Source organism: Streptomyces mesophilus (assembly GCF_011044995.1).
Taxonomy (GTDB): domain Bacteria; phylum Actinomycetota; class Actinomycetes; order Streptomycetales; family Streptomycetaceae; genus Streptomyces; species Streptomyces mesophilus.
Genome location: NZ_JAAKZW010000209.1, coordinates 1 through 14,906 on the forward strand (window position 1 = coordinate 1; position 14,906 = coordinate 14,906).

The 14,906-nt window shown below is 71.4% G+C and carries 14 protein-coding genes; 4 read left to right on the forward strand and 10 right to left on the reverse strand.

Annotated elements, in window-relative coordinates; translation table 11 throughout:
- Window position 1 precedes the first annotated feature (1 nt).
- The 4 genes from G6045_RS32450 to G6045_RS32465 all read right to left on the reverse strand — a co-directional run bounded on the left by G6045_RS32450 (window position 2) and on the right by G6045_RS32465 (window position 5,335).
- On the reverse strand, window positions 2-3,205 hold the full coding sequence (locus G6045_RS32450) for an ABC transporter permease (RefSeq protein WP_328707983.1): 3,204 nt from the start codon (window positions 3,203-3,205) through the stop codon (window positions 2-4).
- 240 nt (window positions 3,206-3,445) lie between these two features.
- Window positions 3,446-4,216 carry a DUF3710 domain-containing protein gene (locus tag G6045_RS32455; protein ID WP_165335753.1) on the reverse strand — a complete coding sequence of 257 codons (771 nt, stop codon included), beginning with the start codon at window positions 4,214-4,216 and terminating at the stop codon, window positions 3,446-3,448.
- A gap of 1 nt (window position 4,217) precedes the next feature.
- A complete protein-coding gene (gene dut, locus G6045_RS32460) occupies window positions 4,218-4,754 on the reverse strand; it encodes a dUTP diphosphatase (RefSeq protein ID WP_165335754.1) in 537 nt (178 codons plus the stop codon).
- Window positions 4,751-5,335 (reverse strand): PaaI family thioesterase, encoded by a 585-nt coding sequence (locus G6045_RS32465; protein WP_165335755.1) that lies wholly within the window; start codon window positions 5,333-5,335, stop codon window positions 4,751-4,753. Before G6045_RS32465 ends, dut begins: the two co-directional genes overlap by 4 nt.
- Before the next feature lie 57 nt (window positions 5,336-5,392).
- Here G6045_RS32465 and G6045_RS32470 point away from each other — a divergent pair, with 57 nt between their 5' ends.
- Window positions 5,393-5,839, forward strand: a complete 447-nt coding sequence (locus G6045_RS32470; protein WP_165335756.1) for a DUF3093 domain-containing protein — start codon at window positions 5,393-5,395, stop codon at window positions 5,837-5,839.
- Between the two features lie 51 nt (window positions 5,840-5,890).
- On the opposite strand, the gene G6045_RS32475 is transcribed toward G6045_RS32470, so the two are convergent.
- The 4 genes from G6045_RS32475 to G6045_RS32490 form a co-directional block, all read right to left on the reverse strand.
- Complete coding sequence (locus G6045_RS32475; protein WP_165335757.1) at window positions 5,891-6,859, reverse strand: hypothetical protein; 969 nt, start codon at window positions 6,857-6,859, stop codon at window positions 5,891-5,893.
- A gap of 14 nt (window positions 6,860-6,873) precedes the next feature.
- A complete protein-coding gene (locus G6045_RS32480; RefSeq protein WP_165335758.1) occupies window positions 6,874-7,170 on the reverse strand; it encodes a DUF4193 domain-containing protein in 297 nt (98 codons plus the stop codon).
- A gap of 394 nt (window positions 7,171-7,564) precedes the next feature.
- Window positions 7,565-8,812 (reverse strand): sensor histidine kinase, encoded by a 1,248-nt coding sequence (locus G6045_RS32485; RefSeq protein ID WP_165335759.1) that lies wholly within the window; start codon window positions 8,810-8,812, stop codon window positions 7,565-7,567.
- Between the two features lie 7 nt (window positions 8,813-8,819).
- The gene (locus G6045_RS32490) at window positions 8,820-9,473 is read right to left on the reverse strand and encodes a response regulator transcription factor (RefSeq protein ID WP_052575660.1); all 654 of its coding nucleotides are present in this window, start codon (window positions 9,471-9,473) and stop codon (window positions 8,820-8,822) included.
- Window positions 9,474-9,923: 450 nt separating this feature from the next.
- Here G6045_RS32490 and G6045_RS32495 point away from each other — a divergent pair, with 450 nt between their 5' ends.
- Window positions 9,924-10,085 (forward strand): hypothetical protein, encoded by a 162-nt coding sequence (locus tag G6045_RS32495; RefSeq protein WP_165335760.1) that lies wholly within the window; start codon window positions 9,924-9,926, stop codon window positions 10,083-10,085.
- A 78-nt stretch (window positions 10,086-10,163) separates the two neighbouring features.
- On the opposite strand, the gene G6045_RS32500 is transcribed toward G6045_RS32495, so the two are convergent.
- Window positions 10,164-10,979: an inositol monophosphatase family protein gene (locus tag G6045_RS32500; protein ID WP_165335761.1), complete on the reverse strand. Its 816-nt coding sequence runs from the start codon at window positions 10,977-10,979 to the stop codon at window positions 10,164-10,166.
- Window positions 10,976-12,115, reverse strand: a complete 1,140-nt coding sequence (locus tag G6045_RS32505; protein ID WP_165335762.1) for a ferrochelatase — start codon at window positions 12,113-12,115, stop codon at window positions 10,976-10,978. The genes G6045_RS32500 and G6045_RS32505 overlap by 4 nt, the downstream gene beginning before the upstream one ends.
- A gap of 136 nt (window positions 12,116-12,251) precedes the next feature.
- On the opposite strand from G6045_RS32505, the gene G6045_RS32510 reads away from it, so the two are divergent.
- Both G6045_RS32510 and G6045_RS32515 read left to right on the forward strand, forming a co-directional pair.
- Entirely contained in the window at window positions 12,252-13,529 is a 1,278-nt protein-coding gene (locus G6045_RS32510) for an MFS transporter (protein WP_165335763.1), read from the forward strand.
- Complete coding sequence (locus G6045_RS32515; RefSeq protein ID WP_165335764.1) at window positions 13,453-14,808, forward strand: D-arabinono-1,4-lactone oxidase; 1,356 nt, start codon at window positions 13,453-13,455, stop codon at window positions 14,806-14,808. The genes G6045_RS32510 and G6045_RS32515 overlap by 77 nt, the downstream gene beginning before the upstream one ends.
- Window positions 14,809-14,906: the final 98 nt, after the last annotated feature.

Consider the following 14,906-nt stretch of genomic DNA (forward strand, 5'->3'; position numbering starts at 1 on the left):
GTCATCCGTCATCCCCCGCCCGCAACACCCGCGCCAGATCCACCCGTCCGAGATAGCGGGCGGCGAGCGTGACCACGCCGCAGATCAGGACGGTCGTGGCGCCCGCCGTGAGCAGGACCCGCCCCCAGGGAACCTCCGTGGCAAGCGCGGGGAACACCGGGCGCCCGCCCGCGTCCACCGTCACCACCGGCATGATCAGCAAGGCCAGTACCGCACCGAGGACGGTGCCGAGCACGGCCGCCACCGCGGCGAGGCCCAACTGTTCCGTCCAGAGATACGCGGCCAGTTGACGCTTGCGTACCCCGATCGCCCTGAGCAGGGCGAACTCCCGGCTCCTGGAGCGCGCGGCCAGCGCGGTGTGCAGCGTGAACGCCACGACGGCGAACGGCGGCGCGAGCGCCAGGCACAGCGCGAGCGCGGCCTTGGCTCCGCGCCGCAGTGGATCCGCCGCCAACTCCGCGCGGGCGGTGGGCACATCGAGCGCCTTGCCGAGCCGTGGCGCCGCGCGCACCGCCCGGGCCGCCGCCTGCGCCCCACCGTCGTCCGTACGGGCCCACCAGAAGCTCTCGGCCCCGGGCGCGCCACCGCTCAGCACCAACTGGGCGGTGAGCGCCCGCGAGTCGACGAGGAGCCGCGGCTGGTCCCGGTTGAGGTCGCCCGGCACGGCTTCGATCGTGCCGATGATCTTCAGCCGGGCGCTCCCGCCTGCCGGCTGCCGTACGGTCACGGTGTCACCGACGTCGGCGATCCCGGAGGCGAGCATCCTGGCGTCGGCCAGCGCGGGCGCGGGCGGAGGCTTCGCCTCGGGTGCCTCGACAGCGAGCCTGATCGCCCGCACGGGGAAGGGGAGCTCGGTGTCGGGCCCCCGCAGGACCGCTTCGATCAGCAAGCCCGGACGCTCGAGAGCCGTGGAGCACAGCACCGGCCCCGGTGCGTCGCCGGGACGGTCACGCGGTTCGGCGTCGGGGCAGCCGGCCACCTCCAGGTCGGGTGCGGGCGTGAACAGGTCACGCCAGCGCCCGGGTTCGACCAGCTCGTGCACCTCGTCCACCACCAGCCGGTAGGTGCGCCGTACCGTCTCGTCCGGCATGGCGAGCCCGAGCTGCACGAGTCGGGTGGCGCCGGCCGGCACGGGAAGCCGCACCTTACGGGCCGCCGCGCCCTCCGTCAGCTCGACCTCTCCGGCGTGCACGCGGCCGTCGCCGCCCGCGAAGTACGCCGACAGCCGTACGGGGTCGGCCATGCCGGGTCCGTCGGCGACAAGGCTTACCCGCAGGGAGAGTTCTTTCGGGGCGCCGATCAGGCGCAGCCCGTGTTCGGGGATGCCCGCACCCAGCCGCGCACGGTGCTCGGCGTCCAGGGAGGGGAGCGCGTCCGCCCCGGTGTGTACGGCGGTGACGCCCACCGACTCCTGGGCGACCGAGGCGTCCACCTCGATCACCGGTGTCACGGCCCGCACCCCGGGCAACCCCTCGTACGCCGCACTGCGTTCCTCCCCGGCGAGCCGGTCGGACGGATCGATCCGCAGGTCGGAGCCGACCCGGAAGGCCGCCTGGTCCTGGTCCCCGCGGTCCAGGATCACCAGCGCGGTCGAGCTCAGCGAGGCGACGGCGAGCGCGAGCGTCACCACGAGCGCGGGCCCGGCGTGCCCGGCCGCGCGCCGCCCCAACTGCCAGCCGCCGAGCGGCAGTACGAAGCCTGCGCCGCGCTGTGCGAGCGGGTCGAGCAGCCGGGCGGCGGGCGGCAGCAGCCGCAGCACGAGCAGCGCGGCAGCGGCGGTCATCACCACGGGGGCGAGGACCAGGACCGGGTCGACCGTCGAGGCGCTGCTGACCGGCGAACGGTACTGGCGCAGCTGCAGCCAGCCGAGGACGGCGACCGCCGCGAGCACCACGTCCGCTCCCAGCCGCTGCGCCGCGGCGAACCGCGCGGGCCGCCACCGCAGCCGGCTCACGGCCTGCCGGTCGCGTACGGACCGTACGACGGGCACGAGTACGGCGACGCCGTGCACGAGGACCGCGAGCGCGGCGGCGGTCCAGCCGGCGGCGAGCAGCGCGGAGCCGGGCAGTTCGCCCTCCGCCAGGCCCGTGCGCCGCAGCAGGGCGAGCAGCGGCCCGGCGAGGAACGGTGCGGCGATCCCTGCGGGCACGGCGAGCACCGCCCACTGCGCCGCGGCCCCGGCGGTGAGACGCCACGTCCCCGCGCCGCGCGCGGCGAGCAGCGCGAGCTCCGCCCGCTGGTGTGCGGCCAGTTGGCGTGCGGTGAGCATCAGGGCGGCCAGGGCCAGGGCGGCGAGCAGCGACGCGGGGATGTAGAGACCGGCCCGCGATACGGCGATCGGTGTCTCGAGCCGGTCGAGGGCGGGCCCGAGCCGCGAGGAGAACTGGAGTTCACGTCCCTCGGGCGGCACCTTTCCGCCGAACAGCGACAGCATGGGGTCGCTGCTGCGGAAGGCGGCCGCCCGCCCGCTCAGGCCGTCGATGTCGGAGAGCCGGAACCGCTCGGCGTCCGGCACGGCCAGCCACGACCGGACACTGTCCCCGGCGAGCTGCGGTGTCCCCGTGATCGTGGCCGACGGGACGACCGCCAGGGTGTCGGTCCCGCCGAACATGCCGGTCAGGCTGCGCCACAGCGCGGCGGACTGCGGCCGGGGCCGGTAGATCCCGGTCACCTCGACCGGCAGCCGCTTACCGCCCGTCGTCTGTACGGCGAGGGTGTCGCCCGGCCGGGCCCCGAGCTCCACGGCGAGCGGCTCGGGCAGCGCCGTTTCGGCCGTGCCGCCGGACCGCGCCCCGGGCAGCCTGCCGCTCACGACCTCGGCGTGCTCGCGTACGGACTCGAGGGAGACGAGGGCCAGCGTGACGTCGCCGCGTATCTGTCCTTCTGCATCGGCGACCGAGAGCTCGGTGGCCTGGTTCTTCGGCACGCGCAGGGCGTCATAGGTGCGCTGCGGTACGTCCCCGTACGCCCGCGCCAGCGCTCCGCGGACCGCGGCCCCGATCCGCTCGTCCGTCTGCGCGCTGCCGGGCGCGAAGGGCCCGCTCACCGAGACGACCGCGTCCTCGTCCGCCGCGAGCCGCTGCCGCGCGGCACCGAGGACGGCCTGCTCGGTCAGCGCCGCCAGGGCGGCCAGTACGGTCGCGGCGAGCAGCACGGCAAGTCCGGCCGCGCCGAGAACCAGGCCGTGATGTCGCCCTCGGCGCACCACGGCAGGCGTGAGCCCGCTCCCCCGCACTGATCACCCCCGTGTCGAGGGCACAGTATGGGCTGACGCCGACGAGCCCCGCAATGGCCGTGCGCCCCCTCAACTCACCCACACGTGCCACTCCTTGCCCACCCGCACCATGGAACGGCACCCTCCGTCCACCGGGCTTTCGGCCCCCACCCACGCGTGAGGGCCGCACCCTTCCAGGAAGGATGCGGCCCTCACGTAGAACGAAAAACCTCAGCGGACCTCGGTGATCTCCGGTCCGCGCTGCAGCTGGCCCATGCCGCCGGAGAAGCGGGACTCGGCCTGGGACTCCTCCTTGACGCCCTCGGGCACCATCTGGGCGTCCTCCGGCAGCTTCAGGACGATCGGGTCGCGCGGGGCCATCGGACCCTCGCCGCGCACCACGACGGTGTCGCGGAAGATCTGCTCGAGCAGCCCGGCGGCCTGCGGCTGCACCGCGCCCTGGCCGGAGATGACACCGCGCAGGAACCAGCGCGGCCCGTCCACGCCGATGAAGCGCACGACCTGGACACCGCCCGTGCCGTCCGGCAGCTGGACCGGGACCTGCGCGCGCAGCTCCCAGCCGAGCGGGCCCTCGACCTCGTCGATCACACCGCCCTGCTTGGTGATGCCGGAGGCGATCTCCTCGCGGACCTCGCCCCAGATGCCCTCCTTCTTGGGGGCGGCGAAGGCCTGCAGCTGAACCGCGCTGTCCTGGAGCACCACGGTGGCCGCGACGATGGCGTCACCGGCGACCTCGACGCGGAGCTCCATGCCCTCGACACCGGGCACGAACAGACCGCCCAGATCGACCCGGCCCTCGGCGGGCCTGGTGACCTCGGAGACGTCCCAGGGCCCGTCGGGGCGCGGGGCCGGCGGCAGGTTCACCCGTCCCGGTGCGCCCTCCTCGTCGGCCGAGGCCTCTGACTGCGGGTCCAAGTCCTCGACCTGCTCGGTCTCGCCTGTCGCAGCCTCGGCCGCGTCCTTCTTACGACGTCCGAACACGTCACTGTCCTTCCCGGTCGGATACGACCGAAGCGTATCGATTCCCACCCTTGTCGGCGGCCGTACCGCCCGCGTCGCCGTCCACCGCGGCATGGCCGCCCGTGGACCCGAAGCCCCCCTCGGCCCGCGCCGATCCGGGAAGCTCCGCCACCTCGTGGAAGCGGACCTTCTCGACCTGCTGGACGACAAGTTGGGCGATCCGGTCGAAGCGCTCGAACCGCACGGTCTCGCGCGGATCGAGATTCACCACGATCACCTTGATCTCCCCACGGTACCCGGCATCCACGGTCCCCGGAGCATTCACCAGAGCCAGTCCGCAGCGTGCGGCGAGCCCCGAGCGCGGGTGCACGAAGGCCGCGTACCCATCGGGGAGCGCGATAGCCACACCGGTCGGCAGTACCGTCCGCTCCCCGGGGGCGAGTTCACAGGCTTCAGTCGTACGGAGGTCCGCACCGGCATCGCCCGGCATCGCGTACGCGGGCAGCGGGACCTCGGGGTCGATGCGCCGGATCCGCACGTCGAGGGGCGGGTTGCTCACGGGTTCACCTCGAAGGCACGTGCGCGCCGCCGCTGATCGGGATCGCTCATCGCGGCGTTGATCTCCTCGGGCCGTCCGTTGTCGATGAAGTGGTCGACCTTCACCTCGATGAACAGCGCGTCGGCCCGCACCGCGATCTCACCCTCGGGTCCGCCGATCCGCCCCACGGCCGTGGAGTAGATCTTGCGTCCGGCCACCGCGGTGACCTCGGCCTCCAGGTAGAGCACCGTGTCGACGGGCACCGGCCGTACGAAGTCGGTCTCGAGCCTTCCGGTGACCGCGATCGCGCGCAGCAGCCAGTTCAGCGAGCCGAGCGTCTCGTCGAGCGCCGTGGCGAGCACACCTCCGTGCGCGAGGCCCGGAGCGCCCTGGTGCTCGGGCTTGACGGTGAACTCGGCGGTGATCGCGACGCCTTCGGCGGCCCGCGCCTGCAGTTGCAGTCCGTGCGGCTGTGCGTCGCCGCAGCCGAAGCAGTGCGCGTAGTGCGCACCGAGCAGTTCGCCGGCGGGCGGTGCGTCGGGGTGCCGCACCGGCGCCGTGGCGTCGTCCGGGGGCGTCAACGATGGTGTTCGTCCACTCACAGGCGGAGACCTTACCCGCGCAACCTCGCGCCTTGAGCACCATGCCAAGCTTGACCCATGCAGCAAGCCACCGAAACGTACGACGAACGCCTCACCGCTCCCCGCTCCTGGTGGGTGATCGCCTTCTTTGTGGGCATCTCGTGCGCCTTGATGCTGCTGCCGCTCGGCACGCTCCCGATGCTCGGCGGTCTGATCGGCGGCGCGGCCCTCGCGTCGGTCCTGGTCAGCTCGTACGGCTCGGCCCGCGTCCGCGTCGTGGCCGGCTCCCTGGTGGCGGGTCAGGCCCGGATCCCGCTCACGGCGCTCGGCGCCCCGGAGATCCTCGACCCGGAGGAGGCCCGCGCCTGGCGCATGCACAAGTCGGACCCGCGCGCCTTCATGCTGCTGCGCAGCTACGTGCCGAGGGCAGTACGCATCCCGGTCACGGATCCGGCCGACCCGACTCCTTACGTGTACGTGTCGACCCGTACGCCCGAGCGCCTGGTCGACGCTCTGACGCGCTAGCGCCGGACGGGACTCCAGGGCCTGTCCGGCAGGCCCCAGCCCTCGAGGTCTTTACGTTCCGAGCTCTTTGCGGTCGGTCCCGGCCAGCGGATTCAGTGGATCCAGCGGGTTCACGGGCCGCTCAAGGGGCGGCAACGCGTCCAGCGTGTCCCAGGGCACCTGATGTGCCCGCAGGTCCTTACGGACCTTCTCCGCCAGCTTCTTCGTGTCGCGGCGGTTCATCACCGCACCCACGGCGGCGCCGACCATGAACGGCATCAGGTTCGGCAGGTTGCGCACCATGCGCTTCATGATCTGCTGCCGCAGCTCGCGCTTCACCTGCCCGCCGAGCGCCGCGTTGATCGTCTGCGGCTTCTTCACGTCGATGCCGCGCTCCTCCGTCCAGGAGGTCAGATAGGCGGTGGAGCGGGACTTGAGCGCACCGGGCGGCCGCAGCCCGTACACCTCGTGCAGTTCGGCGATGAGCTTCAGCTCGATCGCGGCCACCCCGGTGATCTCGGCGGCCATCTCGGCCGGCATCGCGGGCGGCACCGGCAGCATCGCCGCGACACCGACTCCCGCGCCGACGGTCGATGCGGCGTTGGCCGCGCCGGCGACCAGCTTGTCGGCGAGCTGCTCGGGGCCGAGACCCGGGAACTGCCGCCGCAGCGTGGCGAGATCACGTACCGGAACGCGCGGCGCGTTCTCGATGATGCGGTCGGCGAGATAGCCGATCCCGGCCTTGGCGCTCGCCTGGCCCTTGCGTACTCCCTGTTTGACCTTGTCGAGCCTGCGCGACGGAGCGACGGCGCTGGCGTCGCCGTCCGTCGTGGAGACCTCTGTGCCCGCTGTCACGGGCGCGACGGTGCCCGCTGCTGCGGGCCCTTGTTCGGCTTCCGTGGCCTCGAGCGAGGCCGGGTGGCCCCGCTCGTCGTCACGTGCGCCTTCCGGCGGTGCGGACGTCTGCGAGCCGTCCGCCTTCCACTGCTTCGAATGCCGCAGCCGGAAAAGTCGCTTCCGGGGCGGGGTCGAGCCAGTCACGGCCGACCCACGCCTCAGTCGCAGTCGCGGCAGATGGGCTGGCCGTTCTTCTCGCGGGCCAGCTGGCTGCGGTGGTGGACCAGGAAGCAGCTCATGCAGGTGAACTCGTCCGCCTGCTTGGGCATGACCCGGACGGCCAGTTCCTCGTTCGAGAGGTCTGCGCCGGGCAGCTCCAGGCCTTCCGCGGCCTCGAACTCGTCGACGTCGACCGATGAAGTCGACTTGTCGTTCCGCCGGGCCTTCAGCTCTTCGATGCTGTCGGACTCGACGTCGTCATCGGTCTTACGTGGGGTGTCGTAATCCGTTGCCATGTCGCTCTCCCCCTCTGGGTGTCTGCGGTGTCTCCAGCGCACGTAACGCGTGAGAGGCCGGACTTGTGCCCGACCCGAGGCGGAGATTTTGCCTCACATCAAGGTCTGTTACTCAATCGACACCCAACCGCCCCTCCCAAGAGGTGATCGTTTGGATGGCGATGGGGACCGTACACGGTCCCTTTTTTCCACTCCACGGGCGCCACCCCGTGTACTTCCCGTGATCAAGACCCCTGAAAACCCTGGATTTTCCGGGCTTTCCGACATCTACGGCGATCACGGAGAGTAGATGGCCGAAAATTCGCCCCTGTGATCGATTCCACACGGCCTCCTCGGGCTCAGGTCCCGAAAATTCCGCTAAAAGCGAACTTCGCGGCGGATCCGCGACAGCATCTCAGATCGGCAGGGTGACTCGCATCACGAGACCACCCCCCTCACGCGGCTCGGCGATGATACGGCCCCCGTGGGCCCGCGCCACCGACTGAACGATCGAGAGGCCCAGTCCGACACCCTTGTCGCTCCCGGTCCTCTCCGTACGAAGACGCCGGAAGGGCTCGAAGAGGTTGTCCACCTCGTACGCCGGCACCACCGGTCCCGTATTGGACACCACGAGCACCGCCTGTCCGTGCACGGCCTCCGTGGTGACCTCCACCCAGCCGTCTTCGGGGACGTTGTACCGCACGGCGTTCTGGACGAGGTTGAGGGCGATGCGCTCCAGGAGCACACCGTTGCCCTGGACGACGGCGAGAGCGCGCTCTCCGCGGATCTCGACGCCCTTCTCCTCGGCCTCGGGACGTACCTGGTCAAGGGCGCGCGAGGCGACCTCGGCCAGGTCCACGGGCTTGCGTTCGACGATCTGGTTGTCGCTGCGGGCGAGCAGCAGCAGGCCCTCCACCAGCTCCTCGCTGCGCTTGTTGGTGGACAGGAGCGTCTTGCCGAGCTGCTGGAGCTCGGCGGGCGCGCCGGGGTCCGACAGATGCACTTCGAGGAGCGTGCGGTTGATCGCCAGGGGCGTGCGCAGCTCGTGCGAGGCGTTGGCGACGAACCGCTGCTGGGCCGTGAAGGCGCGCTCCAGACGGTCGAGCATCTCGTCGAAGGTGTCCGAGAGCTCCTTCAACTCGTCGTCAGGACCGTCCAGTTCGATCCGCCGGGTGAGATCCGAGCCGGCCACCTGACGGGCGGTACGGGTGATCCGGCCGAGCGGCGCCAGGACGCGTCCGGCCATCGCGTAGCCGAAGCCGAAGGCGATGACGCTGAGGCCGAGCAGGGCGAGCAGCGAGCGGCTGAGGAGGTCGTCGAGGGCCTTCTGTCGCTGGTGGTCGAGGCAGATGCGCGCGGCGTCGTTGAAGGTGTCGACGGTGGGGAACTTGCGGTCCGCGAGTGCCGGACAGGCGCTTGAGTCGATCTTCACATCGCCGCTGATGATCTTGAAGGGCATCTCGTTACCCACGTGCACGGCCTGCGCGGCCAGCAAGTAGATGATCGAGAGCAGCAGGATCCCCGCGATCAGGAACATCCCGCCGTACAGCAGGGTGAGCCTTATGCGAATGGTCGGACGGAGCCACGGGAACGGCGGCTCGGTCTTGTGGGGGTCCCACGTCGGTTTGGGCGGCGCCGATGGAGGCGCCGGGGAGGCGGCCATGGAGGGATCAGATCCGGTAGCCGGAGCCGGGGACCGTGACGATCACCGGGGGCTCGCCGAGCTTGCGGCGCAGGGTCATGACGGTCACGCGGACCACGTTCGTGAACGGGTCGGTGTTCTCGTCCCAGGCCTTCTCCAGGAGCTGCTCGGCCGAGACCACCGCGCCCTCGGAGCGCAGCAGCACCTCCAGAACGGCGAACTCCTTGGGCGCGAGCTGGATCTCGTTGCCGTCGCGGAAGACTTCCCGGCGGTTCGGGTCGAGCTTGATGCCGGCCCGCTCGAGGACGGGCGGCAGCGCGACGGTGGTGCGCCGGCCCAGCGCGCGTACGCGCGCGGTGAGCTCGGTGAACGCGAAGGGCTTGGGCAGATAGTCGTCGGCGCCCAGCTCCAGGCCCTCGACGCGGTCGCTGACGTCGCCGGACGCGGTGAGCATCAGGACGCGCGTGGGCATCCCGAGCTCGACGATCTTCCGGCAGACGTCGTCGCCGTGCACGACGGGCAGGTCACGGTCGAGTACGACGACGTCGTAGTCGTTGACGCCGATGCGTTCGAGGGCCGCGCCGCCGTCGTACACGACGTCCACGGCCATGGCCTCGCGGCGCAGTCCGGTGGCCACCGCATCGGCGAGCAGCTGCTCGTCCTCGACGACGAGTACGCGCACGTCGCAGTCCCTTCTGTGAGCCCGGAGAGCGGGCTGAATCCTGATGAGCCCGCTGGGCAGAGGGCCGCCTCACCGACCGCCCTGCCGCATGAGCGACAGGTTCCGGTCACATGGTGATGTCTCCATCCTGCCCCTTTGGGCCGTAAACCGGCTGTAAGACGGCCACAGGCGCCCGGCCGCCCGCCCGCAGGCCCAGGTGACGGCTGACGTGATTGACGGCCCTTGTACGGGAATCAAGAGATCCCTCCGCAGGTTGAGGTTTCCGCGACAGGAACCCAGGGGAGGACGGCCTTACACCCGCGATCACTCTTTGCAAGTGGCACGCCACGAACCGTTTTTGTGGAGCGGCACCCGCACCGCATCCGTCGAGACGGCAAGAGACGTGATCGCCCCTTCCCGAGGGCACACCCCCGTGCCACCGACACTCGACCCACGACGAGGGGGCGCACCATGGACGCATTCACCGCAGGGCTGCTGCAGCGCATAAAGGCCACGGAGACGGACCTCACGCGGGCACGTGAGGACGGCGACGACTTCCTCGCGGAGGTGGAGCAGGCCGAGCTCGACGACCTGCACCGCCTCGCTGCCGAGCATGGCGTACAGGTGGCCTAGCGCCTGTTCGCCGTACCCATTGCCATACGAAGGGGCCCGCCGCATCCGATGCGGCGGGCCCCTACGTATGACAATGGGTCAGTCGTGCCAAGCACCCAGCCGGTCCAGCTCTTCCTGGAGCGGCTCGAAGACGCCCGGTGTCGCCGCGACCGTCAGATCGTTGGACGGGCGCTCGCCGGGGCGGCCGCCGGTGAGGGCGCCCGCCTCACGGGCGATCAGGTCGCCCGCCGCGAGGTCCCAGGGGTGCAGGCCGCGCTCGTAGTAGCCGTCGAGGCGTCCCGCGGCCACGTCGCACAGGTCGACCGCGGCCGAGCCGCCGCGCCGGATGTCGCGGAGCAGCGGGATCAGTCGGCCGGCGACCTCCGCCTGGTGGGCGCGGACCTTCGCGACGTAGTTGAAGCCCGTGGAGACCAGGGCCTGGTCCAGGGGCGGCGCGGGGCGGCAGGCCAGCCTGCGTTCACCGACCCAGGCGCCGGTGGCCCAGGCTCCGTGCCCGCGCACCGCGTAGAACGTCTCGCCGCGCATCGGGACCGTGACGACGCCGACGACGGTCTGGCCGTCCTGCTCCGCGGCGATGGACACGGACCAAGTGGGCAGGCCGTAGAGGTAGTTGACCGTGCCGTCGAGCGGGTCGACCACCCAGCGGACACCGCTCGTGCCCTCGGTCGAGGCGCCCTCCTCGCCGAGGATGCCGTCGTGCGGGCGGCGCTCGGCGATCAGGCCGGTGATCAGCTTCTCCGCCGCGATGTCCATCTCGGTGACGACGTCGATGGGACTCGGCTTGGTCGCGGCGACCGCCAGATCGGCCGGACGCCCGTCCCGCAGCAGCGTTCCGGCGCGGCGGGCGGCCTCCTGGGCGAGGGCGAGCAGTTCCGCATGCAGGGCGTTGATCACTTGGTTCCTCGGGTGTAGGGACTGTCGGCGCCCGCGGCGGCCGGCTTCGGGGCGCGGGCCGGGCAGCAGCCGACCGGGCACAGGTCGTGGCCCGCGCCCAGGGCGCCGAGGGCGCAGGGCGCGACACTCTCGCCGCGCTCGGCGCCGGCCCGCTCGATGAGCAGATCGCGTACGGCGGCCGCGAAGCGGGGGTCGGCGCCCACGGTGGCCGAGCGGGCCACCGGCAGCCCGAGCTCGGCGGCCTTGGCGGTGGCCTCGGTGTCGAGGTCGTAGAGGACCTCCATATGGTCCGAGACGAAGCCGATCGGCACCATCACGACCGCGGGCACGCCGGCGGCGTGCCGCTCCTCCAGGTGATCGCAGATGTCGGGCTCGAGCCACGGGATGTGCGGGGCGCCGGAACGCGACTGGTAGACCAGCTGCCACGGCCGCTCGACGCCGGTCTCCTCCCGTACGGCATCGGCGATGAGGCGCGCGACGTCGAGGTGCTCTCGTACGTACGCGCCTCCGTCGCCGTGTCCCTCGACGGGGCCCGAGGTGTCGGCCGCGGCGTCCGGGATGGAGTGCGTCGTGAACGCGAGGTGGGCGCCGTCCCGTACGTCCTCGGGAAGCTCGGACAGCGAGTTCAGGACGCCGTCGATCATGGGCCGGACGAACCCGGGGTGGTTGAAGTACTGCCGCAGCTTGTCGATCCTCGGCAGCGGCAGGCCCTCGGCCTCGAGCGCGGCGAGCGCGTCGGCGAGGTTCTCGCGGTACTGGCGGCAGCCCGAGTACGAGGTGTACGCGCTGGTGGTCAGGACCAGGATGCGGCGGTGGCCGTCGGTGACCATCTCGCGCAGGACGTCCGTCAGGTACGGGGCCCAGTTGCGGTTGCCCCAGTAGACCGGGAGGTCGAGGCCGTGCTCCGCGAAGTCCTTGCGCAGGGCGTCGAGGAGCGCGCGGTTCTGGTCGTTGATCGGGCTCTTGCCGCCGAAGAGGAAGTAGTGCTGCCCCACTTCCTTGAGCCGCTCCTTGGGGATGCCGCGGCCGCGGGTCACGTTCTCCAGGAACGGGACCACGTCGTCGGGGCCTTCGGGCCCGCCGAAGGAGAGCAGCAGGAGGGCGTCGTACGGGGTGGGGTCGGGCGCGTGGGACATGGTCCCGATCCTAGGTCGTCGCCCTGCCAGTGCGGTCGGGCCCTTGGCCCCGTATGACCCCGGAATCGGCGCGCGCTCGGCCACCTGGCGGCCGTAAGCTGTATTGGCCCAACTCACGCCTTACCGGAGTGTCCCCTTGCCCAGCCCCTATCGCGAGATATTCACGCCGCCCGGGACACTGTCGTTCTCGGCGGCAGGACTCATCGGCCGGCTGCCGCTGGCCATGATGGGCATCGGCGTCGTGACGATGATCTCCGAGCTCACCGGGCGGTACGGGCTCGCCGGCGCGCTCTCCGCGACCCTCGCGCTGTCCGCGGCGGTGATCGGTCCGCAGATCTCGCGGCTCGTGGACCGGTACGGGCAGGCGCGCATCCTGCGTCCGGCCACGCTCGTCTCGCTCGCCGCGGTCACCGCGCTGCTGCTCGCCGCGAAGTTCGAGGCACCGGACTGGACGCTGTTCCTGTGCGCCGCGCTCGTCGGCTTCGTACCGAGTCTCGGGTCGATGATCAGGTCCCGCTGGGCCGAGGTGTACCGCCTCGACCGGCGCCGGCTGCACACCGCGTACTCCTTCGAATCCGTCGTCGACGAGATCTGCTTCATCTTCGGGCCGATCATCTCGATCGGTCTGTCCACGGTCTGGTTCCCCGAGGCGGGCCCGCTGCTCGCGGGCGTGTTCCTCGCGATCGGCACCTTCTGGCTGACGGCGCAGCACGCCACCGAACCGGTCCCCCACCCCCGCGAGCACCACACGGGCGGAAGTGCCCTGCGCTCGCCGGGACTTCAGGTCCTGATGGCGACCTTCGTCGCGACCGGCGCGGTCTTCGGCTCCGTCGACGTCGTCACCGTCGCATTCGCCGAGCACGAGGGCGCCAAGGAGGCGGCCAGTCTGGTGCTCGCGGTGTACGCGGCCGGGTCCTGCCTCGCCGGCGTCGTCTTCGGACTCGTGCACTTCAAGGGCCCGGCCGCCAAGCGGTGGCTCCTGGGCGTGTGTGCGATGGGCGTGAGTATGATCCCCCTCCTACTGGTCGGGAACTTGCTGTTCTTGGCCGTGGCGCTGTTTGTCGCGGGCCTGTCCATCGCACCGACGATGATCACCACGATGGCCCTCGTCGAGCAGCATGTACCCCGGGCGAAGCTGACCGAAGGCATGACGTGGACCTCCACGGGTCTCGCGGTCGGCATCGCGCTCGGTTCGTCGGCGGCCGGCTGGGTCATCGACGCGGCCGGCGCGGACCGGGCGTATGTGGTGCCGGCCATCGCCGGCGGCGTCGCGGTCGTGATCGGGTTCCTCGGCTACCGCCGGCTGACCAGGCCGGTTCCGCTGCGGGGAGGACCTGATGGGTACGACGGGATCGACGACGGGACCGACGGGGGCACCGAACGGCCCGAAGGCGTACGGGACAACGTGGCGTAACTGGGCCGGCAACGTCACCGCCCGGCCCGCGCAGGAGGTCAGCCCCGCCTCGGTCGAGGAGCTCGCCGCCGCCGTACGTCAGGCGGCCGAGGAAGGCCGCCGGGTCAAGCCGGTCGGCACCGGCCACTCCTTCACGTCCGCCGCCGCCACCGACGGTCTCCTGATACGGCCCGATCTGCTCACCGGGATACGGCACATCGACCGCGAGGCCGGCACGGTCACCGTCGAGGCGGGCACCCCGCTCAAGCGCCTGAACCTGGCGCTCGCGCGCGAGGGCCTCTCGCTCACCAACATGGGCGACATCATGGAGCAGACCGTCGCGGGCGCCACCAGCACCGGCACCCACGGCACCGGCCGCGACTCGGCCTCGATCTCCGCGCAGATCCAGGCCCTCGAGCTCGTCACGGCGGACGGTTCGGTGCTGCACTGCTCGCCCAAGGAGAATCCCGAGATCTTCGCCGCGGCCCGGCTCGGGCTCGGTGCGCTCGGCGTGATCAGCGCGATCACCTTCGCCGTGGAGCCGGAGTTCCTGCTCACCGCGCGCGAGGAGCCGATGACCTTCGACCGGGTCACGGCCGAGTTCGACGCCCTGCACGCCGAGAACGAGCACTTCGAGTTCTACTGGTTCCCGCACACCGGCAACTGCAACACCAAGCGCAACAACCGCAGCGCGGGTCCCGAGCAGCCGGTGGGCAAGGTGAGCGGCTTCTTCGAGGACGAGTTCCTCTCCAACGGCCTCTTCCAGGCGGTCAATTCACTGGGCCGCGCGGTCCCGGGGACCATCCCCACGGTCGCGAAGATCTCCAGCAAGGCGCTCTCCGCCCGCACGTACACCGACATTCCCTACAAGGTCTTCACGTCTCCACGCCGCGTGCGCTTCGTGGAGATGGAGTACGCCCTGCCGCGCGAGGCCCTCGTCGAGGCGCTGCGTGAACTGCGGACCATGGTCGACCGCTCGAACCTGCGGATCAGCTTCCCGGTCGAGGTGCGCACCGCGCCCGCCGACGACATCACGCTCTCCACGGCGTCCGGCCGCGAGAGCGCGTACATCGCGGTGCACATGTACAAGGGCACGCCCTACCAGGCCTACTTCACCGCGGCCGAGCGGATCTTCACCGCGCACGGCGGCCGGCCGCACTGGGGCAAGGTGCACACCCGCGACGCCGAGTACTTCGCGTCGGTGTACCCGCGCTTCGGCGAGTTCACCGAGCTGCGCGACCGGCTCGACCCGGACCGGGTGTTCGGCAACGACTATCTGCGCCGGGTCCTGGGCGACTGAGCCGCTCGGCGGCTACTCGCCCGTCTCACCCTGCTGATGCTGCGGCGTCGGGTCCCCGGTGGGGTCGTCCGGCGTCGGCGTCGGTGTGGGGGTCGGGG